We start from the raw sequence: 24824 nt of genomic DNA on the forward strand, positions 1-24824 counted from the left end.
CCGGCGGCGGACGTCGCGTTCCCCGGCGCCGGGGCCCGTCAGCCGAACAGCTGGGCGAGCGCGCGGTCGGCGTCCAGGTGCAGGTGCTCCTCGCCCTCGGGGACGACCAGCCGGCTGCGCCACAGGAAGCGGCGCAGGTCGGCGGTGTCGAACCGGAGCAGCGCGGTGCCCTCGGGGGCCCGCAGCTCGACCATGGTGCGCCGGCCGGCCGCGGGCCGGACGTGCACGTCGCCGACGCCGGCGGGCACCTCGACGCCGGCCGAGAGCAGCTGGCGGGCGAAGATCCAGACGATGTCGGCGCTGTCCCGGCGCTCGGCGGGGTCGTCCAGGGAGAACTCGGAGGGGAAGGCCATCCGCACGGCCAGCGGGTCCTCCGGCCGGTAGGCGAGCACCACCCGCAGCCGGACGGACCGGTGGGTGGACAGGATCAGGCGGGCCTGGACGGTCTCTTCGACGGTGCACACGGACGGGTCCCTTCGGTCGGGTGCGGGGCCGCGCTAGGGCAGTGGGGTTGGTGCGGCCTCACCATGGTGAGAGTCCCGGGACCCGTGGTGCTTACCCGGTTCCACGAGGTATTCGACGTGATCCGGGTCACATCGATTTCCGGCCGCCCGGGCCCGGCGCGGAGCCTCGCCTGGAGGCCCGAACGGCGCCGGGCCGGTACGCTGGGCGGGTTGTCCGATTGCCTCCCGACCGCGGGGCGAGGCCGCAAAACCGCCTCTGACCTGCGATGATCCCCCCTCGGAGACCGTGAGTACTGCCGCCGCCTCCTCGATGCCGCTGTTCTCCGACGTACCGGAGGCGCAGGCGCCCCCCCGGCCCGTCGGCCATGCCGCGCCCGCCGGTTCGCACCACCTCTCGCCGGCCTTCCCCGGCCGCGCCCCCTGGGGCACCGCGGGCAAGCTGCGGGCCTGGCAGCAGGGTGCGCTGGACAAGTACATCGAGACGCAGCCGCGCGACTTCCTCGCGGTCGCGACCCCGGGCGCGGGCAAGACCACCTTCGCGCTCACCCTGGCCTCGTACCTGCTGCACAACCACCTGGTGCAGCAGGTGACCGTGGTCGCGCCGACCGAGCACCTGAAGAAGCAGTGGGCCGAGGCCGCCGCGCGGATAGGCATCAAGCTCGACCCGGCGTACTCCTCCGGGCCGCTGTCCCGGGAGTACCACGGCATCGTGGTCACCTACGCGGGCGTCGGCGTGAACCCGATGCTGCACCGCAACCGGACCGAGGCCCGCAAGACCCTCGTGATCATGGACGAGATCCACCACGCCGGTGACTCCAAGTCCTGGGGCGAGGCCTGCTTCGAGGCCTTCGAGCCGGCCACCCGCCGGCTGGCGCTGACCGGTACGCCGTTCCGCTCCGACACCAACCCGATCCCCTTCGTGGCGTACGAGGCCGGCGGCGACGGCATCCGCAAGTCCGTCGCCGACTACACCTACGGCTACGGGCACGCCCTGGCCGACCACGTCGTCCGCCCGGTGATCTTCCTCAGCTACAGCGGCAACATGCGCTGGCGCACCAAGTCCGGCGACGAGCTGGAGGCGCGGCTCGGCGAGCCGATGACCAAGGACCTGATCGCCCAGGCCTGGCGCACCGCGCTGTCCCCGCAGGGCGAGTGGATCCCGGCCGTCCTCCAGGCCGCCGACCGGCGCCTCACCGAGGTCCGCAAGGCCATCCCGGACGCCGGGGGCCTGGTCATCGCCACCGACCAGAACGTGGCCCGCGCCTACGCCAAGATGCTGCGCGAGATCAGCGGCGAGAAGGTCACCCTGGTGCTCTCGGACGAGGCCGAGGCGTCCAAGCGGATCTCCGACTACGCGGAGGGCACCTCGCGCTGGATGGTCGCGGTCCGCATGGTGTCCGAGGGCGTCGACGTCCCCCGGCTCTGCGTCGGCGTGTACGCGACCTCGATCTCCACCCCGCTGTTCTTCGCCCAGGCCGTCGGCCGCTTCGTGCGCGCCCGCAAGCGCGGCGAGACCGCCTCGGTGTTCCTGCCGACCATCCCGCTGCTGCTGGGCTTCGCCAACGAGATGGAGCTCCAGCGCGACCACGTGCTGGACCGCCCGAAGAAGGAGGGCGAGGGCCTCTTCGACGAGGAGGACCGGCTGCTCGCCGAGGCCGAGCGGGCCAACGACGGGCCGGACGGCGCGGGCGGCGAGGAGTTCTCCTACGAGGCGCTGGGCTCCGACGCGGTCTTCGACCGGGTGCTGTACAACGCCATGGAGTTCGGCATGCAGGCCCACCCGGGGAGCGAGGAGGAGGAGGACTACCTCGGCATCCCGGGCCTGCTGGAGCCGGACCAGGTGCAGATGCTGCTGCAGAAGCGCCAGCACCGGCAGATCCAGCGCAGCAGGACCAAGCCCGCCGAGGAGGCCGACCTGCTGGAGCTGCCGGCCGAGCAGCGGCCGGTGGTCACCCACCAGGAGCTGCGGGAGCTGCGCAAGGAGCTGAACGCGCTGGTGGCCGCCTGGCACCACCGCACCAGCCAGCCGCACGGCACCATCCACAACGAGCTGCGCCGGCAGTGCGGCGGACCGCTCACCGCGCAGGCCACCGCGAACCAGCTCAGGGCGCGGATCGCGAAGATCCGGGAGTGGGCCAAGTAGCGGAGCCGGAAGCGGGCGGAGGAACGGTCCGGCGGGCGGACCGAAGACTCCGCCGGCCGGCGCGCCCCGGCCGGGGCCGGGCGCCCCGGCCGCCCCGGCGCGTCCGGACATCGGACCGGGGGCGCGTCCGCACCCCGACGCACCCGGCGAATCGCGGGGGTTCGTCCTGATTTCGACGCGGTGTTGAAGTTGATCACGCCCGAATTTTGGACAACCACTTCCGCCGCGTCATTTCCTTCACTACCTTTCCCCCACGCTCTTCCGCCGGGCAACCCGCGCGGGACGGCGCCGCGGGGCCGTGCGCGTCAAGGACGACGCCGTGCGGTCCGAGCGCGGCCACCCCCACCTGCGCGCGACACCGGTCTTGGAACGGCGCCGCCGCCCCGCGAGCGCCGCGGAAAGGATTGCCCGCCGTGACTGCCGAGACCTCCCAGACCCTGGACCGCGGCGTCCGGGTCCTCAAGCTCCTCGCCGACTCCGAACGAGGGCTGACCGTGACCGAGCTGGCCGCCCGGCTGGCCGTCAACCGGACCGTGGTCTACCGGCTGCTGGCCACCCTGGAACAGCACGGCCTGGTCCGCCGGGACATCGGCGGACGCGCCCGGGTGGGCCTCGGCGTGCTGCGCCTCGCGCACCGGGTCCACCCGCTGCTGCGCGAGGCCGCCCTCCCGGCCCTGCGCAGCCTCGCCGAGGACCTCGGCGCCACCGCCCACCTCACCCTGGTGGACGGCAACGAGGCGCTGGCCGTCGCCGTGGTCGAACCCAGCTGGACCGACTTCCACGTCGCCTACCGGACCGGCCTGCGCCACCCGCTCACCGAGAGCGCGGCCGGCCGGGCGATCCTGGAGGCGCGCACCTTCCCCAGCCAGCGCCGGCCCGAACAGGGCTTCGTCATCACCCGCGCGGAGGAGCAGTCCGGCGCGAGCGGGGCGGCCGCCGCGCTGGTCGGCCTGAGCGGCATCGAGGGCAGCGTCGGCGTGGTGATGCTGAACGGCCTGGTGCCCGAGCGGGTCGGCCCCCGGGTGGTGGAGGCGGCGACCGAGGTGGCCGACGCCCTGAGGTAGCGCCCGCGCACCGGGTCGGGTGTGTTTGGATTCCCCTTGTGTCCGACACCAAGCTCTCCAAGGCCCTCACCTCCCCGCGGACCCGCGCGCTCACGCTGTGCGGGGTGCTGGTCGCCGCGCTGTTCGGCGTGGCCGCCTTCGTCCCGCTGCCGTACACCATCACCTGGCCGGGCCTGACCGCGGACACCCTGGGCTCGTACCAGGACAGGCCGGTACTCACCATCACCGGGGCGCCGCTGCGCACCACCGAGGGCGAGCTGCGGATGGTCACCATCACCGCGACCAACGCCGGGCAGCGCAACACCTTCTGGCGCTCGATGCAGGCCTGGTTCGACCCGCGGGAGGCGGTCCGCCCGACCGAGACGGTCTACCCGGAGACCGACCCGGTGAAGGCCGACGAGGCGACCGCCCAGCAGATGGCCGAGTCGCAGGACGCGGCCACCGCGGCCGCGCTGAACCACCTCCACCTGTCGCCGGACCAGGTGAAGGTCAAGATCGACCTGGGCGCGGTCGGCGGCCCGAGCGCCGGCCAGATGCTGGCGCTGGGCATCGTCGACAAGCTGGCCGGCGACGGCAGGGGCGGCGACCTCACCGGCGGGCTCACCATCGCCGGCACCGGCACCATCGACAAGGACGGCACCGTCGGCCCGGTCGGCGGCGTCCCCCTGAAGACGCAGGCGGCCGCCCGGGACGGCGCGACGGTGTTCCTGCTGCCCAAGGACGAGTGCGCGGACGCCAGGGTGAACACCCCGAAGTCGCTGCGCCTGGTGCCGGTCGGCACCCTCGACGAGGCGGTCTCCGCGCTCCAGGCGCTGAGGAGCGGCGGCGCCGTCCCCTCCTGCTGACCGGGCGTCGCCCCGCCCGCACGTGGGTCGGCCCGGTCCCGGAGGGCTCGGGCCCCGTCCGGGAGGGCTCGGGCTCCGTCCGGGAGGGCTCGGGCTCAGATCCCGAAGGCCACCGCGGCGAAGTCGTCGCCCAGCCGGGTGTGCAGCCGGGCGGCGATCCCGGCCAGCCGGTGGGCCTGGGCCATCGGCAGGGAGACCGAGATCGCGCCGATGCCGTTGCCCGCGACGATCGGTACGGCCGCACCCGCCACGTCGATCGCGTACTCCTGGAACTGGGTGATCGGGACGACCCGCCGCGGGCCCTGGCGCGGCAGCAGCGGCAGGCAGGCCGGGTCCCGCAGGGTGTACGGGGTGAACGCCACCATCGGGTGGCGGGCCAGGTGGTCCCGGCGCTCGTCGGCGGTCATCAGGGCCAGCACCGTCTTGCCGGCCGCGGTGGCGTGCGCGCCCGTCCGGAAGCAGGCCCGGTCGACCAGCGGCGCGCCGGGGGCCTCGGCGGCTTCGACCAGCTCCACCTCGCCGTGCCGGTACCAGGTGAAGTAGACGGCGGCGGAGAGCTCGTCGGCGAGCATGCCCAGCAGCGCCCTGAGCCGGGCCCGCCCGGTGGCCGGACCGTCGTACCGGATCAGCCCGGCGACCGCGGGGCCGGTCAGGTAGACGCCGCTGCGGCGTTCCAGGTAGTGGTCGTGCACCAGGGTGCGGAGCAGGTGGTAGGCGGTGCCCAGGGCGAGGTCGGTGTCCCGGGCGAGCTGCTTGGCGGTGGCGCCCTTGGGGTAGCGGGCGACCGCCTCCAGCAGGCGCAGGGCGCGCTGGGCGGAGGCGATGAGGGTGGGGGCGGTACCGTCGGCCGCGACGGCGTTCGTCATGCCGGGGCCGGCCCGGGCAGGGACCCGGCTGCCGCGGGTGTCAGCGGGCCGCGGGGCGACACGAGGGACAGTAGAACGTTCATATGTGAATCTTGAGGCCATCGGTGCCGCCTGCCTATGCCGGATCGGCGCGTCGCATCGCCCGGACCCTCCTACTCGGCGGCGGCCTGGTCCACCAGCGGCAGGATCCGGTACGGCACCGGGTTCTCCAGCACGATCGCGGTGGACGAGCGGACGATCCCGTCGAAGCCCAGCACCCGGTCGATCACCCGCTGCAGATCGGCGTTGGACCGGGCCACGATCCGCACCAGCATGTCCCCGATCCCGGTGATGGTGTGCAGCTCCAGCACCTCCGGAACGCTCGCCAGGTGCGCCCGCACGTCCGCGCCCTGGCCCTGGGAGATCTCCAGGGTGGCGAAGGCCGTCACCGGGTAGCCGATCGCCGCCGGGTCCACCTCCGGGCCGAAGCCGCCGATCACGCCCTTGGCCTGGAGCCGGTCCAGCCGGGCCTGCACGGTGCCCCGGGCGACCTGCAGCCGGCGCGAGCACTCCAGCACCCCGATCCGGGGCTCCTCGGCGAGCAGCCGGATCAGCCGGCCGTCCAGGGTGTCGATGGTGTCGTTCGTGCTGGCCGCCGGTGCGGCGGAAACGCCGTGCGGGGAGGCGGAGTTGGGCGAGCCGGGCGAGCTCGGGGCGTGGGCGGGGGGCATCGCGGCACCGTCCTGTGGTGGGCATTCTGTACAGCGGCGCGGTCGATTCTCCCGCTCCGGGGCACAGCTTGACCAGGAGGAAACGGAACAGTTGCGCGCAGGTCGCCCCGGCGCCACCCTCCAGCCACACCCCCGTGCGCAGGGCCCCACCCCCGGTGCCGGGGGGCGGCCAGGATGGTCCGTACGCCTACCGGGAGGGCAGTCATGACCGACACCACCGCCGAACCCGCCCTGTTCGGGGCGGGCCTCGTACCGGACCCGGCGGAGGCGGGGCCGCTGCCGGCGGGCCGCGCCGACGCGGTGGTCTTCGCGGTCGCCGACGCCGAGCGGGCGGCCCGCCGCTACTGCGCCGCGCTCGGGCTGCGCTGCACCGCGTACGCCGGGCCGGAGACCGGCGAGCCGGAGACGCTCTCGTACGTGCTGACCGCGCCGGGCACGCGGATCGTGCTCTCCTCGCCGGTGCGGACCACCGGCCCGCGCGGCCGGGAGCTGGCCGCGTACCTGGACCGGTACGGGGACGGGGTGCTGGACCTCGCGGTGAGCGTGCCGGACGTCCCCTACGCCTACGACTACGCGGTGGACCGCGGCGCGCTGTCGCTGGCCGAGCCGTACGAGGCGCGGGACGACTACGGCGCGGTGGTGCTGGCCACCATCGGGGTGCCGGGCGGGACCAGGCACACGCTGGTCGACCGGGCGGGCTACGTGGGGCCGTACCTGCCGGGGTACGTGCCGTGCGACGGCTTCTGACGGAGCGCCCGGCGGCAATCGTCGGACACGTCCTAGCGGATCGCGGTCTCCACGATCGGCGGGTGGCCGTTCCAGGAGGCGAAGACCGAGTTGGCCTCGTCGCCCCGGGTGAAGTCGACCCGCAGCCACTGGCCGTTGGTCCACACCTGCATCTGCCAGCCCGGGTCCGGGGTGGCGGAGACCAGGGTGGCCCGGTCCGGCTTCAGGTCCAGCGCGACCTTGCCGCCCGGGATCGGGTAGCTCCTCACCGTGGACGTCGCGGTGGCGGCGGGGGCGGGCCTGCGGGTGGGCGGCGCGGCGGCGGTGGCGGTCGCGGCGGGGGCCGGGCCGTGCGGCGCGGTGGTGGCGGCGGTGGTGGCGGTCCGGGAGGCCGCCGGGGAAGGGGCCGTGGACTGGGCGGCGGAGCGCGGCTGGTCCGGGCTGGCGGGCGCGGAGTGCGGCGTGCCGCCGGCCTTCGGGGAGGGCAGCGGCAGCGCCGTCGGCTGCTCGAACGCGGCGCCGGTCAGCACCGCGTGCACGCCCAGCCAGGAGAGCGCCACCGCCGCCCCGGTGGCCGCCGCCCAGGCGCCGAGTTGTACCAGTCCGTTCCGCATCGTTCGCACATCCTGCCGTATTTCCAAACGGATGGAGACCGGCACCCCCGGTATTCAGCAGGGCAGTTGCACAATGTTCGGACCGGCACCCGAGGTACAGACCACTGACCGGCGATGGCGTACCGTGCAGGGCCATGGCAACAGTGCTCGTGGTCGAGGACGACCCCTTCGTACGTTCCGCCCTCATCCGCCACCTGACCGACACCGGTCACGCGGTCCGCAGCGTGGGCACGGCTCTGGAGGCGCTGCGGGAGGTCGCCCAGATCGGCTGTGACCTGGTGATCCTCGACCTGGGCCTGCCCGACCTGGACGGCAGCGAGGCGCTCAAGATGATCCGGGGCCTGACCGACGTGCCGGTGATCATCTCCACCGCCCGGGACGACGAGGCCGAGATCATCCGACTGCTCAACGACGGCGCCGACGACTACTTGGTGAAACCTTTCTCCGGGGAGCACCTCAGCGCCCGGATGACCGCCGTACTGCGCCGGTTCGGCAGCGGCGCGGCCCCCGTCGCCCAGGTGCTGCGGGTCGGCGGACTGGCCATCGACCTCCAGCGGCGGGAGGCCGCGCTGGACGGACGGCCGCTCGACCTGACCCGCCGTGAGTTCGACCTGCTGGCCTTCCTGGCCGCCCGGCCGGGTGTGGTGGTGCCGCGCAAGGAGATCCTCGCCGAGGTCTGGCAGCAGACCTACGGCGGCGACCAGACCATCGACGTCCACCTCTCCTGGCTGCGCCGCAAGCTCGGCGAGACCGCCTCCAACCCCCGCTACCTGCACACCGTCCGGGGCGTCGGGGTCCGGCTGGAGGCCGCCGGGGGCCTCGCGGAGCACCGGACGTGAGGCGGTTCGGGCGCTCGCTGCGCTGGGCCCTGATCAAGGCCGCCGTGGCCGGGACCACCATGGTCGCGCTGGCCTTCCTGATCCCGCTCGGGATGATGGTCCAGCAGACCGCCCGGGACCGGGCCTTCACCGCCGCCGAGCGGCAGGCCGCGGCGCTCGGGCCGGCCCTGGCGATCACCACCGACGAGGACGCGGTCAACCGGGCGCTGGCCAGCACGGACGCCGGCGGTCAGGGGCGGATGGCGGTGCACCTTCCGGCGGCCGGGCAGCCCGCCGGGGCGGGGGCAGCCGGGGTGGGGGGCGGCGAGGCGGGTGCGGCCGGGCCGGGGGTCGGCGAGGCGGGGGTCGGCGAGGCGGGGGGCGGTGAGGCGGTTCGCGGTGGCGGGGGCGGCGAGCCCGGGGGCCCGGTGCTGGGGGAGGGGCGCGCCACCACGGCCGACGTGGCCACCGCCGGCGGGCAGGGCCGCTCCTTCACCGTGAAGGTGCCCGGCGGGTACGCCCTGCTCCAGCCGGTCGCGGTGGACACCGGGCGGACCGCGGTGGTCGAGGTGTTCGTGGCCGAGAGCGACCTCACCGGCGGCGTCGCCACGGCCTGGCAGGTGCTCTCCGCCGTGGCGCTCGGCCTGGTCGCCGTCTCGGTGCTGGTCGCCGACCGGATGGGCGGCCGCATCGTCGCCTCCGCGCGCAGCCTCGCCGGCGCCGCCCGCTCGCTCGGCGCCGGGAACCTCTCGGTGCGGGTCCCGGTGGAGGGCAAGCAGGTCGAGGGCAGCCCCGAGGAACTGCGCGAGGCCGGGCAGGCGTTCAACACCATGGCCGACCGGGTGGTCCAACTCCTCGCCGCCGAACGGGAACTGGCCGCCGACCTGTCGCACCGGCTGCGCACCCCGCTGACCGTGCTGCGGCTCAACGCCGCCTCGCTCGGCGAGGGCGACGCGGCCGACGCCACCCGGCACGCGGTCGCCCAACTGGAGCGCGAGGTCGACCAGATCATCCGCTCGGCCCGCCGCGCCCCCGAGGACGCGCCCGCCGTCGCGGTCGGCTGCGACGCCGCCGAGGTGATCCGGGAGCGGGTCGGCTTCTGGTCGGCGCTGGCCGAGGACGAGGGGCGCCGGTGGCAGCTGGCCGGAGCCGAGCGGTCGGCGCCGGTGCCCGTCCAGCGCGGGGACCTCGCGGCCGCCGTCGACGCGCTGCTCGGCAACGTCTTCCGGCACACCGCCGTCGGCACCGCCTTCTCGGTGGACGTGCTGGCCACCGATAGCTCGGTGATCGTCCTGGTCGGCGACGCCGGACCGGGGTACAGCGACCCGGCCGCCGCCCTCAGACGCGGCGAGGGCCACGGCGGCGAGGGCTCCACCGGCCTCGGCCTGGACATCGTCCGCAAGCTCGCCGAGTCCACCGGCGGGGACCTCGCGCTCGGCCGCTCCGCGGTGCTCGGCGGCGCCGAGACCCGGCTGCGGCTGCGCACCCGGCCGGCGGCGGCGGAGCCCGCCCGGGGCGGACGGCGGCGGACCCGGGGCGCGCTGTTCCAGAAGTGACGGCCGCCCGGGCCGGCGCGCCGCGGGCGACCGGCGACGGCCTCCGGGACTCCTTCGACGGCGCCGTGCTCCGCCCGCGAGGAAGGAGGGCCGGTCAGAGCCGCTTTGTCACGCTTCGTGGTCGATCGTGTCCGATTCCACCCGGGCGGCATCCGGTATCGTCGCTGGTTGGCCGAGCCGTGGACGGAGTGGACAGTGACAGCGGTGCAAGACGAGCGCAGCCCGGTGCGGACCGCACCCGACCCCTCGCCCGCCCCCCTGTCGGACCGGCTGCGCCGGGCCCTCGGCGCCCCCGTCCGGGCGCTGCGCGAGGCCCCCCGCCGTCCGCTGCTGGCCGCCTCCGCCGTGGCGCTGCTGTCCCTGATGGTGTACGCGGTGGTCCGCCACTTCGTCCACACCTCGATGGTGGACATGATCGTCTACCGGGCCGAGGGCGCCGCCGTGGCCAACGGCACCGACCTGTACGAGCTGCGCGTCACCGAGTGGAACCTGCCCGCGACCTATCCGCCGTTCGCGGCGATGCTGTTCGTCCCGACCACCTGGTTCCCGGTCCCCTTCCTCCGGGTGGCGATCACTCTCGGCAACCTCGGGCTGCTCGCCCTGCTGACCCATCTGTCGTTCAAGCTGGTCGGCTGGCCGCGCCGCGAGCTGCGGCCGATCGGCGTGGTCCTGGTGACCGGCCTCGGGGTCTGGCTCGAACCGGTCTTCACCACGCTCCGCTACGGCCAGATCAACCTCGCGCTGGCCTGCCTGGTCCTCTGGGACCTCACCCGCGCGGACGGGCGGCGGAGCAAGGGCATGGCGATCGGCATCGCCGCCGGCATCAAGCTCACCCCCGGCCTGTTCGCGGTCTACCTGCTGATCACCGGCCGGGTCCGGGCCGCCTTCGTGGCGGGCCTCACCTTCCTCGGCACCTTCCTGCTCGGCGCCGTGGTCCTGCCCGACGCCACCTGGGGCTTCTGGACCAAGTACCTCTACGACTCCTCCCGGGTCGGCAAGACCTGGATCGTCGACAACCAGTCGATGCGCGGCGCCTTCGCCCGCCTGCTGCACGCCGCCGACCCCGGCACCGTCGCCACCCTCGGGGCGGGCCTGGTCGCGCTGGCCGGCCTCGCCGTCGCCGCCTGGGCCGCCCGCAGCGGCCGCTGGCTGCCCCGGGCCGAGGCCTGGGGCGTCTGCTGCGCGGCCGTCACCGCCGTGCTGATCTCGCCGATCAGCTGGACCCACCACTGGGTCTGGTGCGTGCCGGTGCTCGTCCTGCTCGCCGCCGAGGCCTCGGTCGAGCACGCCCGTCCGGCCGGTGTCCGCCGGCTGCGCTGGCGGGCCGTCTTCTGGGGCACCCTGGTCGCCTTCCTGTCCTTCGCGATGTGGGCCGCGAAGCCGGTCGGCCTGGCCGTCCTCGACATGTCACCGTGGCGCCAGCTGCCGACCTCGGTCTATCCGTGGGTCGGACTCTGCTTCCTGCTCGCCGCCGCCGTCCGGATAAGGGCCCGACGGCGTTCGGCCGGCGCGCCGCTGGTCCGGCTGCCCGGGCAGCGGGACGTCGGCGGCCCGGACGCCGCCCGCGGCCGTCAGCAGGCCCCCGCAGCCCGCTGAACCGGCGGGGGTGCCGCTGCCGCGCCCCTGCTTCCGGGCCTTGCGGTCCTTCCGGTCCTCGCGTTCCCGGTCCTTGTGGTCCTCGCGGTCCCGGTCCTTCCCTTCGTTCGCTTGCTTCCGCTTCCGCCGCCGAGCCCGCTGCTCGTCCGCGGGATCCCGCGGGTGCTCGTACTCGTGCTGCTGTACGTGCCAGTGCACGCTGCGGCGCATGCCTAGGCGAGCAGTTCGGCGAGCGAGCCGTCCATGTCCAGCGCGGCCAGCTCGCTGCCCGGCGGGACCAGTCGGTGTGCCCGCTCCAGCCAGGCCGCGACGGCCGGCAGCGGGGCCTCCAGCAGCGCGTCGCCGGCGGGCGAGCTGAGCGCCAGGCAGAGCACGCTGCGGCGGCCCGAACGGGTCGGCCAGATCCGCACGTCGCCCTGGCCGCACGGGCGGAAGGTGCCCTCGACCAGCAGCTCGCGGGCGAACACCCAGGTCACCGGGGAACCGGTGTCCAGGTGGAAGGTGATGTACACCGCGTACGGGTCGTGGCTGCCGTACGACAGTCGGGCCGGGACCGGGACGCTGTGCTCGGGCGAGAGCACCAGGTTGAGCTCCAGCTCGTGCTCGACGACGCTGACGGGACGCTCCATGATCGTCTTCCTCTCTGCCTTCGGGCGGTGCCCGGTTCCGGGCCCCTGTGACCTTTGAGAGGGCGGTCCGCAGCGGCTCTTACACACGTTTCCGGGATTTCTTCGGGAAGTTCGGTGAGGGGTGGTGAACGGCGGGTGGCGCGGCGCGCGAGCAAATGTCGTGCGCTGGGTTCCCTACCTTGAGCGACCCCCCGCTGTCCGGGGAATCGCGAACTTCCCGTCCTGGCTTCGCCGAGGTACTACCCTTTGTGACTGCCCGGCGACTGTCCGCCCATCGGTGGTGCCCCCACGCGCGCCGAGCGCCGGGCGTGCGCCGGATCGTGCGCGCGGGTGGACGCGTCTGCGGTGGTCGGGCCCGGTCGGCCGCACCGTCCTCGTCAGGCCCTGCCAGGAAAGAAGACGCCCATGACGGACCGCCCCTTCGCCGGCGCCGGCGACCCGGCCGTCGCGCCCGGGCCCGGCTACTACCCCGACCCCTCCGTCCCCGGCTTCGTCCGGTACTGGGGCGGCTCGGCCTGGGTGCCGGGCACCAGTCGGCCCGCTCCCGCCGTCGGCGAGGTGCTGGCCCCGCCCCGGTATGCGACCCGGCGGCCCGCCCCGGAGGGGGTGCCGGCGCGGGCGGTGCCGCCGCCGGTGGTGCCGGAGGCGGTCGCGCCCGAGGTGGCGGTCGTGCGGGCGGCGGCTCCGCAGCAGGTGGCTGCGGAGGGGCTGGTCCCGGACGCGCTGGTTCCGGACGTGCTGGTCCCGGAGCCGGGCGGGCCGGCGCAGGTCGGGACGCCGGCGGGCGGCGGCGACACCGGGCCGGTGTACTTCGACCAGACGTCCGGCGGGGCGTCCTTCGTGCTCGGGCCACGGCTGGCGGAGGTGATCGGCGGGCCGGTGTTCCGGACGGTCGACGGGCCGGGGACGCCGCCCGGGATGCCGTCGTCGGGGCCGGCGTCGTCGGAGCCGGCATCGTCGGGCTTCGGCGGTGCCGGACGGCCGCGGGGCGTGGAGGAGGCCGACGGCGTCGGTGCGGTGCCCGAGGCGGTCCCGGCGTCCGGTCCGTCCCCGGCCCCGGTTGCCGGGGAGTCCGGCTGGCAGGCCGATCCGCGGGCGCAGCGGGGCCTGATGGAGACGGGCGGCGCACAGCACTGGGTCTCCTGGGGGGTGCTTTCGGAGGCGCCCGATGCGGACGAGGGGCGCGCGGAGCAGGAGCGCGCTCCGGCTGCCGTGGAACTGGCCGCCGCCGGCGCTCCTGTCGGCGCTCCCACCGGCGCTCCCACCGGCGCTCCCGTCGGGGCGAAGGCGGTGCGGGAGGTGCCGGTGCCGGCCGTCCTGGCGTCGGGCCCGGTGCCGGTGGTCGGCGACGCGGCGCTCGCGGCCCCGGCCTCGGTGGCGGTCGCCGCGAAGACCGTGGCCGCGACCGCCGCCACCGCCGTCGCTCCCGCCGCCCCGCAGCCCACCGTACGGACGGTCCGCGAGACCGCCGTCCAGCCCCGGCCGGCCGCCACCCCCACCGCCCCCGCGTCTCCCCGGGCCGCCCGGGCCGCCCGGACCACCAGGGTCGTCCGTCCGGCCGGCCTCGGCCGCCGACTGGCGGCACGGACGGTGGACACCGCCGTCCTGCTGGTGGTCGCGGTCGCCGCCGGCATCCCGCTCGCCCGCTCGGTGACCGACCACCTCCGGCTGAAGGTCGACCAGGCCCGGATGGCCAGCGCCCTCGCCCGCCGACAGGTCCAGGTCTGGCTGGTGGACGACGTGGTGCTGGGCAAGATCGCCGTACTGATCGGCATCCTGCTGTTCGTCAGCCTGCTCTACGAGGTGCTGCCGGTCGCCCGCACCGGCCAGACCTTCGGCAAGCGACTGGCCCGGATCCGGGTGGTGGACGCCGCCGCCCCGGCCGCCCGGACCAGACTGGGGCTCGGCCGCTCGCTGCTCCGGTGGGCCGTGCGGCAACTGGGTACCGTGCTGCTGCTCGGCCTGGTCTGGCCGGTGTTCGACCGGGTGGCGCGGCGGGGCTGGCAGGACCGCGCGGCCCGTACCCGGGTGGTGCGGGGCTGAGGCCCGCGGGGGCCCGGAGCAAAACGGACAAAATATACCGAACATCAAGAATCCGCGATGTTCTACTCGGGGACATGAGCACCCACGACCCCTCAGGCCCCCAGCCGGAGGGGGGCGGCAAGCCCTCCTTCGACAAGCAGCCCCCGCAGCCGGGCGGCGGCACGCCGGAAAGCGAGCCGTCGGGCCCGACCCCGTCCCCGTCGACCGACCCGTCCCACGGCCCGTCCAGCGGCCCCGGCGCCTACCAGGGCACGTACGGCGGGAGCCCGTACGGCGAGCCGACCCCCGGTCAGAACCCGTACGGCGACGACCCGTACGGTCAGCCGCCCCCCGGCTACGGCACCGGCTACGGCCCCGGCGCGTACGGCACCCCCGGCGCCGGCCCCGTCCCCGGCATGCCGCCGATCGGCAGCTGGCCCAAGCGGATCCTCGCCCGGCTGATCGACTACGTCCTGATGCAGGTCATCGGCGTGATCGTGGTGGGGCCCTTCAGCGACCTCAGCACGCGCAACGGCTCCACCGAGGCGTTCTGGCTCGGCTGCGCCCTCTACCTCGTCTACGAGGCCCTGATGCTCAGCCGGGACGGCCAGACCCTCGGCAGGAAGGCGATGAGGATCCGCGTCGCCATGCTGATCGACGGGAGCACGCCCACCCCGTCCGCCGCCTGGACCCGCACCGCCGTCTTCATCCTCCCGGCCGTGGTCTGCTGCGCCGCGCTCTGGTGGATCGTCGACGGGACCTTCGGCGTCTTCGACAAGCCGTACCGGCAGTGCCTGCACGACAAGGCCGCGAAGACCGTGGTGGTCACCACGGAGGTCTGAGCGGCGGAGCGGGACGCGTCCGCGCCCGGCGGCGGATCAGCGCTGCCGGGCGTACGCCTGCCCGGCCGGGGCGGCGGCAGCGGCCGCAGCGGGGCGGGACGCCGCCGGGTCCGCGGGGCCCGCGGGCGCGGTGGCGGCCCTGGCGGCGACCACGGACATCCGGAGCACCGTCACCACGGTGCCGAGCGCCAGCGCGAACCCCACCAGCACCGAGACCGCGAGGACGCCCGAAGCGCCCGAAACGGCCAGCAGTGCCACCGTGGTGGCGGCGACGGTGAACGAGCCGAGGCAGGCCTGGGCGACGGAGGGGCGCGGCATGGCGGAGGTCCTTCGCACGTCGGGGGGAACGGGCGGAAACGGAGCCGGTTCCCGGGGTCCTACCCCGCAGGGGAGACGGGTACGTCCAGGCTAGCCCCCGAGCCCGGGGGCACGGGGGGCGCACGGGCTCACCCTGGGGTCGTCCGAACCGGTCGGTACGGTGAACCGCGACCTGTCGACCGCGCACCACCGTCTATCGCACCGCACCGCACTCCACATCACGCACCACCGCACCCGGGGGAACCGACCATGCCCATCCCCGCCGACTGGCCCACCACCGAGGCCGAGGCTCTCGCCGAACAGGAGCGGCTGCGCCCGCTCGTCCAGGCCCACGACGACCCCGGCCGTGACGACCCCGGCCGGGACGAACTGGTCGCCGGCGTCGACGTCGCCTACGACGACGACCGCGACCTCGTCGCCGCCGCGGCCGTCCTGCTCCACCGGGACACCCTCGAAGTCGTGGAACAGGCCACCGCCGTCGGCCGGATCGCCTTCCCCTACGTCCCCGGACTGCTCGCCTTCCGCGAACTCCCCGCCGTCCTCGACGCGTTGGCCGCCCTCACCCGCACCCCCGACACCGTCGTCTGCGACGGCTACGGCCTCGCCCACCCCCGCCGCCTCGGCCTCGCCAGCCACCTCGGCGTCCTCACCGGCCTGCGCACCCTCGGCGTCGCCAAGTCCCCCTTCACCTTCGACCACCACGAACCCGGCGCGCCCCGCGGCTCCTGGACCCCGCTCACCGACCCCGCCACCGGCGAGGAGGTCGGCCGCGCCGTCCGCACCAGGGCCGGCGTGAAACCCGTCTTCGTCTCCATCGGCCACCGGACCGGCCTCGACACCGCCGTCCGCACCACCCTCGACCTCGCCCGCCACTACCGCCTCCCCGAAACCACCCGGCACGCCGACTCGCTCTGCCGACGCGCCCTCGCCGACGCCCAGCGGACCGGGACGAGCGCGAACTGACCGTGCCCCGGGCGGGATTCGGGCCCGGTGTGTTAGACATGTGACACCGGGGCCCGGCCCCGACCGCCAGGGACGGACGCACGGGGGAGGCGCCGAAAATGGGAGCAGGAACCACCGGTACCGGTTCTACCGGCGGAGCCGGACAGGGCTACCGCGTCGAGGTCGAACAGCTCCGCGCCTTCGCCGGCCAAGTCCGGCTGCTGCTCGCCGACTTCCAGAAGCACGCCGACGGCACCGACGCCCACGGCCGCAGCGCCATCGGCAAGAACGCCTTCGGGACCTTCGCCGAGGCCACCGAGATCCACGGCCGCTACGGCACCATGCGGGACGCGCTGCGCGACGTCCTCAACCAGCTCCAGGAAGCCGTGAACGAGGCCCAGCGGAAGGCCGACCTCACCGCCACCAACTACGAGGAGCAGGACCACCACACCGCCGCGAAGCTCAAGCTCGGCGACGACGGCTGGTCCGTCGCGCACCCCTCCGCGAGCAGCCGGGCCGCGGCCGAGCAGAACCGCACCCCGTCCACCCGCGGCAACGCCACCGTCTGACCGCCGCCCGCCCGGACCGAACGGAGGCCGACCGCCCGTGGTCTACACCGACTTCACCAAGTACAGCCACGCCCAGCTCCGCACCATGGCCCAGGCCCTCGACCCCGGCGCGGTGATGGCCGCCGGCGACCCCTGGCGCAGGGCCGCCGACACCCTCAAGCAGATCCGCCTGACCCTCACCAGGGCCAGCACCGAAGCCGCCACCTCCTGGGAAGGCACCACCAGCGACGCCTTCCACACCCGCATGCTCACCCTGGCCGCCAGCATCAACAACGCCGCCGCCTACGCCAACGACGCGGCCAACATCCTCCACAACACCTCCGAGGCCATGGCCAAGGCCAAGCGCGACATGCCCGAGGAACCCGGCAACTGGGACAAGGTCAAGGACACCGTCGGCGACGCCCTCTTCGGCGACGAGGACGAACACATCCCCCTCGCCGACCGCAAGAAGGCCGAAGCTGCCGCCATCATGCAAACCCTCGCCATGCACTACCGCATCGCCACCCCGGCCCTGAAGCCCCCGCCGTCGTACGACCCGAAGAAGCCGCCGGTGAACCCCGGGGGACGGGACGACTTCTCCGACCAGACTGCCAGTGATCAGAGTGCGTTCGTCGCGGCGGGCGGAGTGATGACCGGAATGGGCGCCGGCAACCTGCAATCGGCCGGGAGTCCCTACGGCAAGACCGCAGATGCCCCGCCGACGCCCCGGAGCCGTAGCGTGAGCAGCGGCGGTGTCGCTCCCAAGTCGTCGACAGCCTCCGGAGGCGCACCGATTCCGTCCGAACCCGGGATCAAGGGCGGAACAGCCAAGGCCTCGGGAAAGCCCGTGGTGGTGGCCAACAGCGGTGCGGGAACCGTAGTCGACGGCGTGAACACTGTTTCGAAGCCCACGGTGCCCGGGCCGTCGCCTGTCGGTGTCACGGGTACTCCGGCTCCCACCACGCCTGGACCGCAGACCGGTCCTGGGCCCTCGTGGCTCGGCTCCGGCAAGGGAGAACCGACACCCGGACCGTTCTCCGGCGGACGGGAGAAGCAGGCACTCGTCGAGCGGGGGACGACTGGCCGGAATGACCAGCGGGGAGGGCCGGGCGAAGTTCGCGGCGGCCCTGCACGGAGTGCCGAGGGTATCCACGGAGGCAGCCCCGGTCCGGTCGGCCCAGGAGCGGGCCGAACAGGCGGCACCGTGGTGGGCGACGGTCGGCGACCGGCACCTGGCGGCAAGGCGCCTGCGGGTGAAGCGACCCCCGGCGGCAGGCGGCCCTTCACGGAGGGCGGTTCCGGTCTGGGGCAGCGCAACCGGCCTCGGGCGGAGGCGTCCGGCGCCGCTGGAACGTCCTCGGGGACGGCAGTCCCGTTCGGCGGGACTCACGGCCGTACCAAGGACAAGGAGAAGGCTCGCAAGCGGCCGGATTATCTGGTCGAGGACGAGGAGACCTGGGCGTCGGGGGAGTCCGCCAATTCGAACGTGGTGAAATGACCCTGGTCCTTCTGGAGACCGGGTGATTCGATCGGGGCCCTCGTGGTTCGTGGACCACAGGAGCTACCGCTGTGCTGAGTGGGGTGACCAGCCTTGGGACACTGGCGGCTTCGGCGAGGGGCGGCTGCGCTGACGGTTGGCGGCCTGGTCGCTGCGCTGGGGGCGGGGCCGGTCTCTGCGGACGGTATCCGTGACGCGCAGTGGGTGCTGGTCGGCTACCAGGCCGACAGCGCGCTGTGGCCGGTGTCGCAGGGCAGCGGCGTCACCGTCGCGGTCATCGACAGCGGAGTGATGAAGGACCATCAGGACCTGGTCGGCCAGATCCTGCCGGGCGCCGATTTCACCGGCGAGGGTAGCGACGGCACGGTCGACAAGGATGGCCACGGAACCGGGATGGCCAGCCTCATCGCAGGCCACGGACACGGTGGCAACGCGGGGATCATGGGCCTGGCGCCCAAGGCGAAGATCCTTCCGGTGCGGGTGAGTTGGACCTCCGCGGACACCGTGGCGCAGAGCGGCCTGGCGAAGGGGATCCAGTTCGCAGTGGACCACGGCGCCAAAGTGATCAACATGTCGATCGGCGGCTACTCGGGGACCGATCAGGAGACCAGGTCAGCCGTCAAGTACGCCGTCGACCATGATGTGGTCCTCGTCGCGTCCAACGGGAACAGCGGACAGCCGGCCGTGCCGGTGGAGTACCCGGCTGCGTTCCCGGGTGTGGTGGCGGTCGGCGCGGTGGACCGGCAGGGACACCTGTGGGAGAAGTCGACGTACGGACCGGAGACCACGCTGACAGCGCCCGGAGCGGAGGTCTACCGGGCGAGCGCGAAGTCCTCGGCAGGGTACGGGGTTGCCAACGGCACCTCGGACTCCGCCGCCTACGTGTCCGCCACTGCGGCGTTGATCAGGGCGAAGTACCCGAGCCTGTCGGCCGGGCAGGTGGTCAATCGGATGATCAAGACGGCCACTCCTCCGGCTGACGGGTCTGCGGTGCCCAGTGACCGGTACGGATACGGGGTTCTGGCGCCGGCGAAGGCGTTGGAGGCGAATCCGGCCGTGGACGGTGGGCCTCGGGAGAATCCGTTGGTGGGGCGGAAGGAGTCGCAGGGGGCGCCGCCGGTGGACGGGCCGACGGACGGGGCGTCGGAGGAGGCTGTCGCCCCGGGGGCCGAGGGCGGCGGCAGCCGCGGGAACGGGGTGGGGGGCATCATCGGGGCGGCGGCCGGGGGTGTGGTGCTGGTGGTCGGGCTCGTCGTGGGGCTCGTGGTGCGGGGGCGGCGGAGGCGGGGGGACGGGCGGCCGCCGTACGGGGCGCCGTATCAGTGAGTGGCGAGCCATTCGTCGCGTAGGGCGGCCATCTGGAGGACGTCCCAGTAGCGGCCGTCCCAGTGGTGGGCCTGGCGGGAGCGGCCTTCGAGGGTGAAGCCGGACTTGCGGTAGGAGTGGGCGGCGCGTTCGTTGTACTCGAAGACTTCGAGGTGGACGCGGTGGAGGCGGAGGGTCTCGAAGGCGTGGCGCAGGACCAGGAGGGTGGTCTCGGTGCCGATGCCGCGGCCGGTGCTGTCGGGGGTGAGGGCGATCCGGAAGCCGGCGGAGGAGTTGTCGGGGTCGACGTCGGTGAGGGCGGTCTCGCCGAGGAAGCGGCCGGTGGCGGGGTCCTCGACGGCGAGGTCGAGGCGGTCGGGCTGCTCGGCGCGGGTGGTGCACCACCGGTGGATCTGGTCGCGGGTGAAGGCGGTGCGGGTGCCGGTGAGCCGGTTGGTCGCCTCGTCGGTGCAGAGTTTCCACATCGGGTCGGTGTGGCGTCCGTCGAGGGGGACGAGCCGGACGGTGGGGCCGTGCAGGGTGGGCTTCACGGCGAGGGCGGCAAGATCGGCGGGATCGGCGGCGTCGGCGGTCATGGTCCTCAGGATGGACGGTCGGGTTCGGTTCGTCCACGTGTTTTGTCCGGGCGGCGGGTGCGCACCGGGCTGGAGCGCGCGGGGGGAAGGGGGCGGGCGGCGGGGGAACGCGCCGGATGAGTGCGCCGGGGGTGGCAGCATTTCGGCGACCGCTGGCGTCATTGCCGCTGGTGGAGGCACACCGGTGGCGGGGATGCTGGGCGCATGAGTACTCCTGAGAGCACGCCGATCGCCGTGGACGCCGCCGACGACGGGATCGTCCCGGATACCAAGGACTGGACCTGGGTGCTGGAACGCCCCTGCGCCGACTGCGGGTTGGACACCCCGCGGGTGGTCCGGGAGGACGTCGCCGGGATGGTCCGGGCCAATGCGCAGGGCTGGCTGACGGTGCTGGCGGGGGACGTGGACGGACTGCGCCGGCGGCCGGCCCCGGGGGTGTGGTCGGACCTGGAGTACGCGTGCCACGTCCGGGACGTCTTCCGGCTGTTCGACGTCCGGCTGAACCTGATGCTGGACCAGGACGGTCCGCTGTTCCCCAACTGGGACCAGGACGAGACGGCCGTGGCCGAGCGCTACGGGGAGCAGGACCCGCGGGTGGTGGCCGGAGAGTTGGCGGCGGCCGCGGAGACGCTGGCGGCGGCCTTCGAGCGGGTGGCCGGCGAGCAGTGGGAGCGGACCGGGAGCCGCAGTGACGGGGCGCGGTTCACGGTCGAGTCGTTCTCCCGGTACCTGATCCACGACCCGGTGCACCATCTGTTCGACGTGACGGGCGAGCGGGTCTGAGGCCGGTCCGGGGACGTCCGGTCCGGAGGCGTCCGGGCCGGGCCCGGCGGGGGCGCGGGGTCACCAGCCGGAGGCCTCGCGCAGCATGGTGCGGCGCAGCCGTCCGGCCACGCTGGCGGCGTCGGTGCCGATGACGTCGGCGATCTCGGGGGCGGCGAGGCCGACGACGTAGTGCAGGATCGCCAGGTCGTCGTCGGCCGGGTGCCGGTCCGGGTCGGGGGTCGCCTGGCGGGTGTGGTGCGCGACGGTGCCGCGCAGGATCTCCCAGGCGTGCGCGGTCGGGTTGGAGCTGCCCATCAACTCCCGCCAGCAGGCCGCGATTTCCGCGAATGCCTGCTGGACGGCGGTGGCCGCGGCACTGTGCTCGGTCAGCCACACGCGCGCGTAGCTGAGGTACCGGGGGCGGTGGAGTTCGCAGAACGCGGTGAACTCCAGTGGTACGTCCGCCGGCTCGCCGGGCCCCGGGGGAGGTTCGGCGGAACTCTCATGACGGTTGGTCATCTCGGCTTCTCGAAAAGGGAGATGGACTTCTGACGGTCGATCATCTGTGCTCACTCTACGGTAGGCCCTCGGTGCGCTGGGTGACCAATCCGATGGAATGCCCGGAACCCGCCGCCGCCAGGCCGGTTCCGGTGGCGACCGGGTGCGGTGTGGCGGCGGGACGGCTGGGCTGGAGGCCGGCGACGGTCGGCCGGGCAGTACTGCGCAGTGGCGTGGGGATCGTAGGTGCGAGCGTGTCGAAGCTGGTCAGAGGGTGTAGGACGGCTGTGACTGCTGGGCAGTTGATGTGCCACCGTAGGCCCTGAGGCGGCTGGCGTCCACGCTCAGGGCGCGAACCTGCGGTCGCACAACCACCCGCACAACCGCACTCACGATCATTGCGAAGATCACCACGGACGGAGGCACGGTCGTCACCGCGATGACGCCCGTACGCGTGGCGGTCGGCGGGCGGGGGAGGCGGGCCCGGAAGGCGCGCGGGAGGGGCGTGCGTGAAGGCGTGCGCGAGGGAGCGCGCCGCAGGTGCCGTCGGTGTGGTGCGTCGACCGCGCCCCGGCGGTCTGGACGGGACCGGCCGGGGCGGGAGGGCGGGCGGAGCGGCCGCCGCCCGTTCAGGAGGTCGTCCGGGCCTCCCGGGGGGAGATCCGGTCGGCGGCGGTGTCCCGCTCGATCTGGGTCGGGAAGGCCTCGACGGCCCGTCGCCGGGCCGCCTGCGCGGCTGCGGCGGCAGCGGCAGCGGCAGCGGCAGCCGCGGCCGCAGCCGCCGTGGCTGCTCCGGCGGCGGCCTCCTCGTGGTCGCACCGGTGCGCCGCGCCCGCGGCCTGCCCGCCACCGGAGGGCCCGCCACCGGAGGGCCCGCCACCGGCAAGGGCGCCGGAGGCGTGACCGCCCCCGGTGAGCGCCCCGCCCGCGAGGGCTCCGGCGGGGTGCCCCCCGGCGGGCTGTTCCGGGTCGCGTCGCCGGCGGCCGAGCGCGGCCCGGGCGGCGTGGTCCTCGGCGGCCTGTCTAGCGGCCAGGTAGGCCTGTACGGCGGCCATGCCGTAGACGGGTTGGATGAGCTGGTGGCCCTTGAAGAAGGGCCTGGCCGGGGCGAACCCGGCGGCGACCACGAGGTCGCGGATCTCTGCTATCTCGGCCTCACTGCGGGCGGTGAAGCGGACCTCCCAGCCCTTCTTGTACGTATGGCCCTTCTCGCCGCTGCGACGGGCGGGGTCCGGGCGGCGGACGTATCCGGGCAGACGGCCGAGGCGGAGCTGGGCCGCGCGGAGGCCGGCGGTCTCGTCACGTGACATGACGTAAGCCTAGGCAATCCCCGGGGCGGGATTGACGCCTCGGGGGTCCCTCGCCGTATGCCCTTGGTCACGCTGGGTCAGACGACCAGGTCGGCGATCGTTTTCGATCACATATGACAACCTGATGAGCGTCAATTACTCCAAATGAGTGAGGGTATGAGGACTTTAGTGCGAGCTGATCCCGGTTTCGCGACGGTTGGGTAACAGTGCGTCAGGCGGCCGGTCGCGGGTCCGAACGGTTGGGGATGGTGTCGGCATGAGCTACCGGATTCCGACGCCGCCGCCGTCCCTGGAGGAGCTGGCGAAGCGTCAGCAGAACGTCGTCACCGCGAGCCAGTTGCGCGCCCGGGGCGTGCCGGCCCGGATCATCACCGAGCACTGCCGCCGGGGCGGCCCCTGGCAGCGGATGCTGCCCCGGGTCTACCTGTTGCAGGCCGCCGGTCCCACCCCGGAGCAGCGGATGTGGGCCGCGCTGCTGTACGCCGCGCAGAACGGCCGCGAGGAGGGCCGCCGGGAGGGCGCGGTGATCACCGGCGCGGCGGCGCTGGCGCTGTACGGCTTCGCCGTCGCGCCCCGGCTGCCCGCGGTGACCGGGGTGGACGTCCTGGTGCCCCGGCAGCGCCGGCTGAAGGACGTCGGCGAGGTGCGGATCCGGCGCACCGAACGGGAGTTGGAGGCCCGCTCGGTGCACGGCCTGGCCTGCGCGCCGGTGGCCCGGGCGGTGGCCGACGCGCTGGTGGAGTGGACCGCGGAGCCGGGTGACTCGGCGCCGGTGCGCGAGGTGCTGCGGGAGGCCGTCGCCCGGCCCGCGAACGGCTGCACGGCACGGGAGTTGGTGGTCGAGCTGGCCGACGCCGGGCTGACCGACGAGCCCCGGGTACGCGCGGCGCTGGACGAACTCCTGGCCACCGAGCGGGACTTGGCGCTGGAGCGGCTCGGCCGCCTGGCGGCCGAGTGGCTGCTGCCGACCCCGCTGAACGCCCCCGAGCTGCGGATGCGCGGCGGCACGTACATCGCCGTGCCGGACCTCTACTGGCCGGAGCGGGGCGTCGCGGTGGAGGTGGACTCGGAGCTGCGCTGCGTGAGCGAGGGGGAGGCCGCCTGGGTGCGCGGCGGCCAGCACCGGATGGAGTACCTGGGCATCCGCGTGGTGTACGTCTCCGGGGCCCGGTTGGCGGCCGACCCGGACGCGGTCGGCGGCGAACTGCGCGAGGCGTACCGGGTCGGCGGGACGGACGTGGTGCAACTGCTGGTGGTCTGAGCGGCCGACGTGCGGCCACCCGAACCCACGTCATCCGGCATCCGCTACGAACGGACCACCGGGGTGCCGACCAGCTCGACCCCGGCCGCCCGCAGCTCCTCCAGCGCGGCGGCGGTGGTCTCCGGGGCGACCCCGGCGGTGAGGTCCAGCAGCACGCGGGTGGTGAAGCCGGCCCGGGCCGCGTCCAGCGCGGTCGCCCGGACGCAGTGGTCGGTGGCGATGCCGACCACGTCGACCTCGTCGACCTGCCGCTCGCTCAGCCACTCCACCGGACCGCGGTTGTTCTCGTCCAGCCCCTCGAAGCCGCTGTACGCCGCCGAGTAGGCGCCCTTGTCGAAGACCGCCTCGACCGCGCCGGAGATGACGGCCGGTGCGAAGTTGGGGTGGAAGCCCACGCCCTCGGTGCCGGCCACGCAGTGCGGCGGCCAGCTGTCGACGTAGTCCGGCTCGGCGGAGAAGTGGTCGCCCGGGTCGATGTGGTGGTCGCGGGTGGCGAGGATGTGCTGGTAGCCGGGGGTGGCCTCGGCGATCAGGTCGGTGATGGCGGCGGCCACCTCGGCGCCGCCGGCGACGGCCAGGCTGCCGCCCTCGCAGAAGTCGTTCTGCACGTCGACGACGATCAGTGCCCGGTGCATGGCTCGCATCCTCGGATCTCGGGGGCCCGCGGGAGGCGGCGCCCCGGTGGGGGAGCCCTCGGGAGTACGCGGCCCGGCCGTGCCGGGCGCGGGGGGTTCTCGGGGAGCTCCGGGGGAACTCGGGAACTCTACGGCTGACTCTAGGCAGTGGTGCGCGGGGGCGGAAGCCCCGCGGCCGTCTTCGGACCCGCGTCCGCGGGGCGAACGACGGGAGCGCGAAGACGGGCCCCTGGGGCCGGTCCGGCGGACCGGC

25 protein-coding genes are annotated in these 24824 nt (G+C 74.3%); 15 read left to right on the forward strand and 10 right to left on the reverse strand.

Annotated features, from left to right (window positions below; genetic code table 11):
* Positions 1–38: 38 nt before the first annotated feature.
* A complete protein-coding gene (locus ACFY0X_RS22160) occupies positions 39–464 on the reverse strand; it encodes an SsgA family sporulation/cell division regulator (protein WP_387756884.1) in 426 nt (141 codons plus the stop codon).
* 310 nt (positions 465–774) lie between these two features.
* Here ACFY0X_RS22160 and ACFY0X_RS22165 point away from each other — a divergent pair, with 310 nt between their 5' ends.
* The 3 genes from ACFY0X_RS22165 (at position 775) to ACFY0X_RS22175 (ending at position 4516) form a co-directional block, all read left to right on the forward strand.
* Complete coding sequence (locus ACFY0X_RS22165; RefSeq protein ID WP_387757054.1) at positions 775–2607, forward strand: DEAD/DEAH box helicase; 1833 nt, start codon at positions 775–777, stop codon at positions 2605–2607.
* 413 nt (positions 2608–3020) lie between these two features.
* Positions 3021–3671 (forward strand): IclR family transcriptional regulator, encoded by a 651-nt coding sequence (locus ACFY0X_RS22170; RefSeq protein WP_387756885.1) that lies wholly within the window; start codon positions 3021–3023, stop codon positions 3669–3671.
* 38 nt (positions 3672–3709) lie between these two features.
* Positions 3710–4516 (forward strand): S16 family serine protease, encoded by an 807-nt coding sequence (locus tag ACFY0X_RS22175; RefSeq protein WP_387756886.1) that lies wholly within the window; start codon positions 3710–3712, stop codon positions 4514–4516.
* A gap of 95 nt (positions 4517–4611) precedes the next feature.
* Here ACFY0X_RS22175 and ACFY0X_RS22180 read toward each other — a convergent pair whose 3' ends face one another.
* Together ACFY0X_RS22180 and ACFY0X_RS22185 are read right to left on the reverse strand one after the other, a co-directional pair.
* On the reverse strand, positions 4612–5382 hold the full coding sequence (locus ACFY0X_RS22180) for an IclR family transcriptional regulator (protein ID WP_387756887.1): 771 nt from the start codon (positions 5380–5382) through the stop codon (positions 4612–4614).
* Positions 5383–5534: 152 nt separating this feature from the next.
* The gene (locus ACFY0X_RS22185; RefSeq protein ID WP_387756888.1) at positions 5535–6092 is read right to left on the reverse strand and encodes an Lrp/AsnC family transcriptional regulator; all 558 of its coding nucleotides are present in this window, start codon (positions 6090–6092) and stop codon (positions 5535–5537) included.
* A 204-nt stretch (positions 6093–6296) separates the two neighbouring features.
* On the opposite strand from ACFY0X_RS22185, the gene ACFY0X_RS22190 reads away from it, so the two are divergent.
* Positions 6297–6839 (forward strand): VOC family protein, encoded by a 543-nt coding sequence (locus ACFY0X_RS22190; RefSeq protein WP_387756889.1) that lies wholly within the window; start codon positions 6297–6299, stop codon positions 6837–6839.
* A gap of 32 nt (positions 6840–6871) precedes the next feature.
* Here the strand turns inward: ACFY0X_RS22190 and ACFY0X_RS22195 are convergent, their stop codons facing one another.
* Entirely contained in the window at positions 6872–7432 is a 561-nt protein-coding gene (locus ACFY0X_RS22195; RefSeq protein WP_387756890.1) for a hypothetical protein, read from the reverse strand.
* 134 nt (positions 7433–7566) lie between these two features.
* Between ACFY0X_RS22195 and ACFY0X_RS22200 the strand changes: the two genes are divergently transcribed.
* The 3 genes from ACFY0X_RS22200 (at position 7567) to ACFY0X_RS22210 (ending at position 11402) form a co-directional block, all read left to right on the forward strand.
* The gene (locus tag ACFY0X_RS22200; protein ID WP_387756891.1) at positions 7567–8271 is read left to right on the forward strand and encodes a response regulator transcription factor; all 705 of its coding nucleotides are present in this window, start codon (positions 7567–7569) and stop codon (positions 8269–8271) included.
* A gap of 17 nt (positions 8272–8288) precedes the next feature.
* Positions 8289–9806, forward strand: coding sequence for a sensor histidine kinase (locus tag ACFY0X_RS22205; protein ID WP_387757056.1), 1518 nt, complete (start codon positions 8289–8291; stop codon positions 9804–9806).
* Positions 9807–10001: 195 nt separating this feature from the next.
* Positions 10002–11402 carry a glycosyltransferase 87 family protein gene (locus ACFY0X_RS22210; protein ID WP_387756892.1) on the forward strand — a complete coding sequence of 467 codons (1401 nt, stop codon included), beginning with the start codon at positions 10002–10004 and terminating at the stop codon, positions 11400–11402.
* 212 nt (positions 11403–11614) lie between these two features.
* On the opposite strand, the gene ACFY0X_RS22215 is transcribed toward ACFY0X_RS22210, so the two are convergent.
* Positions 11615–12031 (reverse strand): SsgA family sporulation/cell division regulator, encoded by a 417-nt coding sequence (locus ACFY0X_RS22215; RefSeq protein ID WP_097237712.1) that lies wholly within the window; start codon positions 12029–12031, stop codon positions 11615–11617.
* A 405-nt stretch (positions 12032–12436) separates the two neighbouring features.
* Here ACFY0X_RS22215 and ACFY0X_RS22220 point away from each other — a divergent pair, with 405 nt between their 5' ends.
* Both ACFY0X_RS22220 and ACFY0X_RS22225 read left to right on the forward strand, forming a co-directional pair.
* Positions 12437–14074, forward strand: coding sequence for an RDD family protein (locus ACFY0X_RS22220; protein ID WP_387756893.1), 1638 nt, complete (start codon positions 12437–12439; stop codon positions 14072–14074).
* A gap of 74 nt (positions 14075–14148) precedes the next feature.
* Positions 14149–14895, forward strand: a complete 747-nt coding sequence (locus tag ACFY0X_RS22225; protein WP_387756894.1) for an RDD family protein — start codon at positions 14149–14151, stop codon at positions 14893–14895.
* Positions 14896–14931: 36 nt separating this feature from the next.
* Here the strand turns inward: ACFY0X_RS22225 and ACFY0X_RS22230 are convergent, their stop codons facing one another.
* Positions 14932–15213 carry a hypothetical protein gene (locus ACFY0X_RS22230; RefSeq protein WP_387756895.1) on the reverse strand — a complete coding sequence of 94 codons (282 nt, stop codon included), beginning with the start codon at positions 15211–15213 and terminating at the stop codon, positions 14932–14934.
* A 249-nt stretch (positions 15214–15462) separates the two neighbouring features.
* Here ACFY0X_RS22230 and ACFY0X_RS22235 point away from each other — a divergent pair, with 249 nt between their 5' ends.
* The 4 genes from ACFY0X_RS22235 to mycP all read left to right on the forward strand — a co-directional run bounded on the left by ACFY0X_RS22235 (position 15463) and on the right by mycP (position 19527).
* The gene (locus ACFY0X_RS22235; protein ID WP_387756896.1) at positions 15463–16176 is read left to right on the forward strand and encodes an endonuclease V; all 714 of its coding nucleotides are present in this window, start codon (positions 15463–15465) and stop codon (positions 16174–16176) included.
* A 98-nt stretch (positions 16177–16274) separates the two neighbouring features.
* Positions 16275–16724 carry a hypothetical protein gene (locus ACFY0X_RS22240; protein WP_387756897.1) on the forward strand — a complete coding sequence of 150 codons (450 nt, stop codon included), beginning with the start codon at positions 16275–16277 and terminating at the stop codon, positions 16722–16724.
* A 37-nt stretch (positions 16725–16761) separates the two neighbouring features.
* Positions 16762–18201, forward strand: a complete 1440-nt coding sequence (locus ACFY0X_RS22245; protein ID WP_387756898.1) for a hypothetical protein — start codon at positions 16762–16764, stop codon at positions 18199–18201.
* 204 nt (positions 18202–18405) lie between these two features.
* Positions 18406–19527 carry a type VII secretion-associated serine protease mycosin gene (gene mycP, locus ACFY0X_RS22250; RefSeq protein ID WP_387756899.1) on the forward strand — a complete coding sequence of 374 codons (1122 nt, stop codon included), beginning with the start codon at positions 18406–18408 and terminating at the stop codon, positions 19525–19527.
* On the opposite strand, the gene ACFY0X_RS22255 is transcribed toward mycP, so the two are convergent.
* Positions 19521–20102: a GNAT family N-acetyltransferase gene (locus ACFY0X_RS22255; RefSeq protein ID WP_387756900.1), complete on the reverse strand. Its 582-nt coding sequence runs from the start codon at positions 20100–20102 to the stop codon at positions 19521–19523. The two genes, mycP and ACFY0X_RS22255, sit on opposite strands and share 7 nt — an antisense overlap.
* A 204-nt stretch (positions 20103–20306) precedes the next feature.
* Here ACFY0X_RS22255 and ACFY0X_RS22260 point away from each other — a divergent pair, with 204 nt between their 5' ends.
* Positions 20307–20885, forward strand: coding sequence for a DinB family protein (locus tag ACFY0X_RS22260; RefSeq protein WP_387756901.1), 579 nt, complete (start codon positions 20307–20309; stop codon positions 20883–20885).
* Positions 20886–20945: 60 nt separating this feature from the next.
* Here the strand turns inward: ACFY0X_RS22260 and ACFY0X_RS22265 are convergent, their stop codons facing one another.
* Together ACFY0X_RS22265 and ACFY0X_RS22270 are read right to left on the reverse strand one after the other, a co-directional pair.
* Complete coding sequence (locus tag ACFY0X_RS22265; protein ID WP_387756902.1) at positions 20946–21386, reverse strand: hypothetical protein; 441 nt, start codon at positions 21384–21386, stop codon at positions 20946–20948.
* A 608-nt stretch (positions 21387–21994) separates the two neighbouring features.
* Entirely contained in the window at positions 21995–22675 is a 681-nt protein-coding gene (locus ACFY0X_RS22270) for a hypothetical protein (protein WP_387756903.1), read from the reverse strand.
* A gap of 256 nt (positions 22676–22931) precedes the next feature.
* Between ACFY0X_RS22270 and ACFY0X_RS22275 the strand changes: the two genes are divergently transcribed.
* Entirely contained in the window at positions 22932–23936 is a 1005-nt protein-coding gene (locus tag ACFY0X_RS22275; RefSeq protein WP_387756904.1) for a hypothetical protein, read from the forward strand.
* Between the two features lie 44 nt (positions 23937–23980).
* On the opposite strand, the gene ACFY0X_RS22280 is transcribed toward ACFY0X_RS22275, so the two are convergent.
* Entirely contained in the window at positions 23981–24571 is a 591-nt protein-coding gene (locus tag ACFY0X_RS22280) for an isochorismatase family protein (RefSeq protein ID WP_387756905.1), read from the reverse strand.
* Positions 24572–24824 lie beyond the last annotated feature (253 nt).

It is taken from the genome of Kitasatospora sp. NPDC001547 (assembly GCF_042894165.1).
Taxonomy (GTDB): Bacteria; Actinomycetota; Actinomycetes; order Streptomycetales; family Streptomycetaceae; genus Kitasatospora.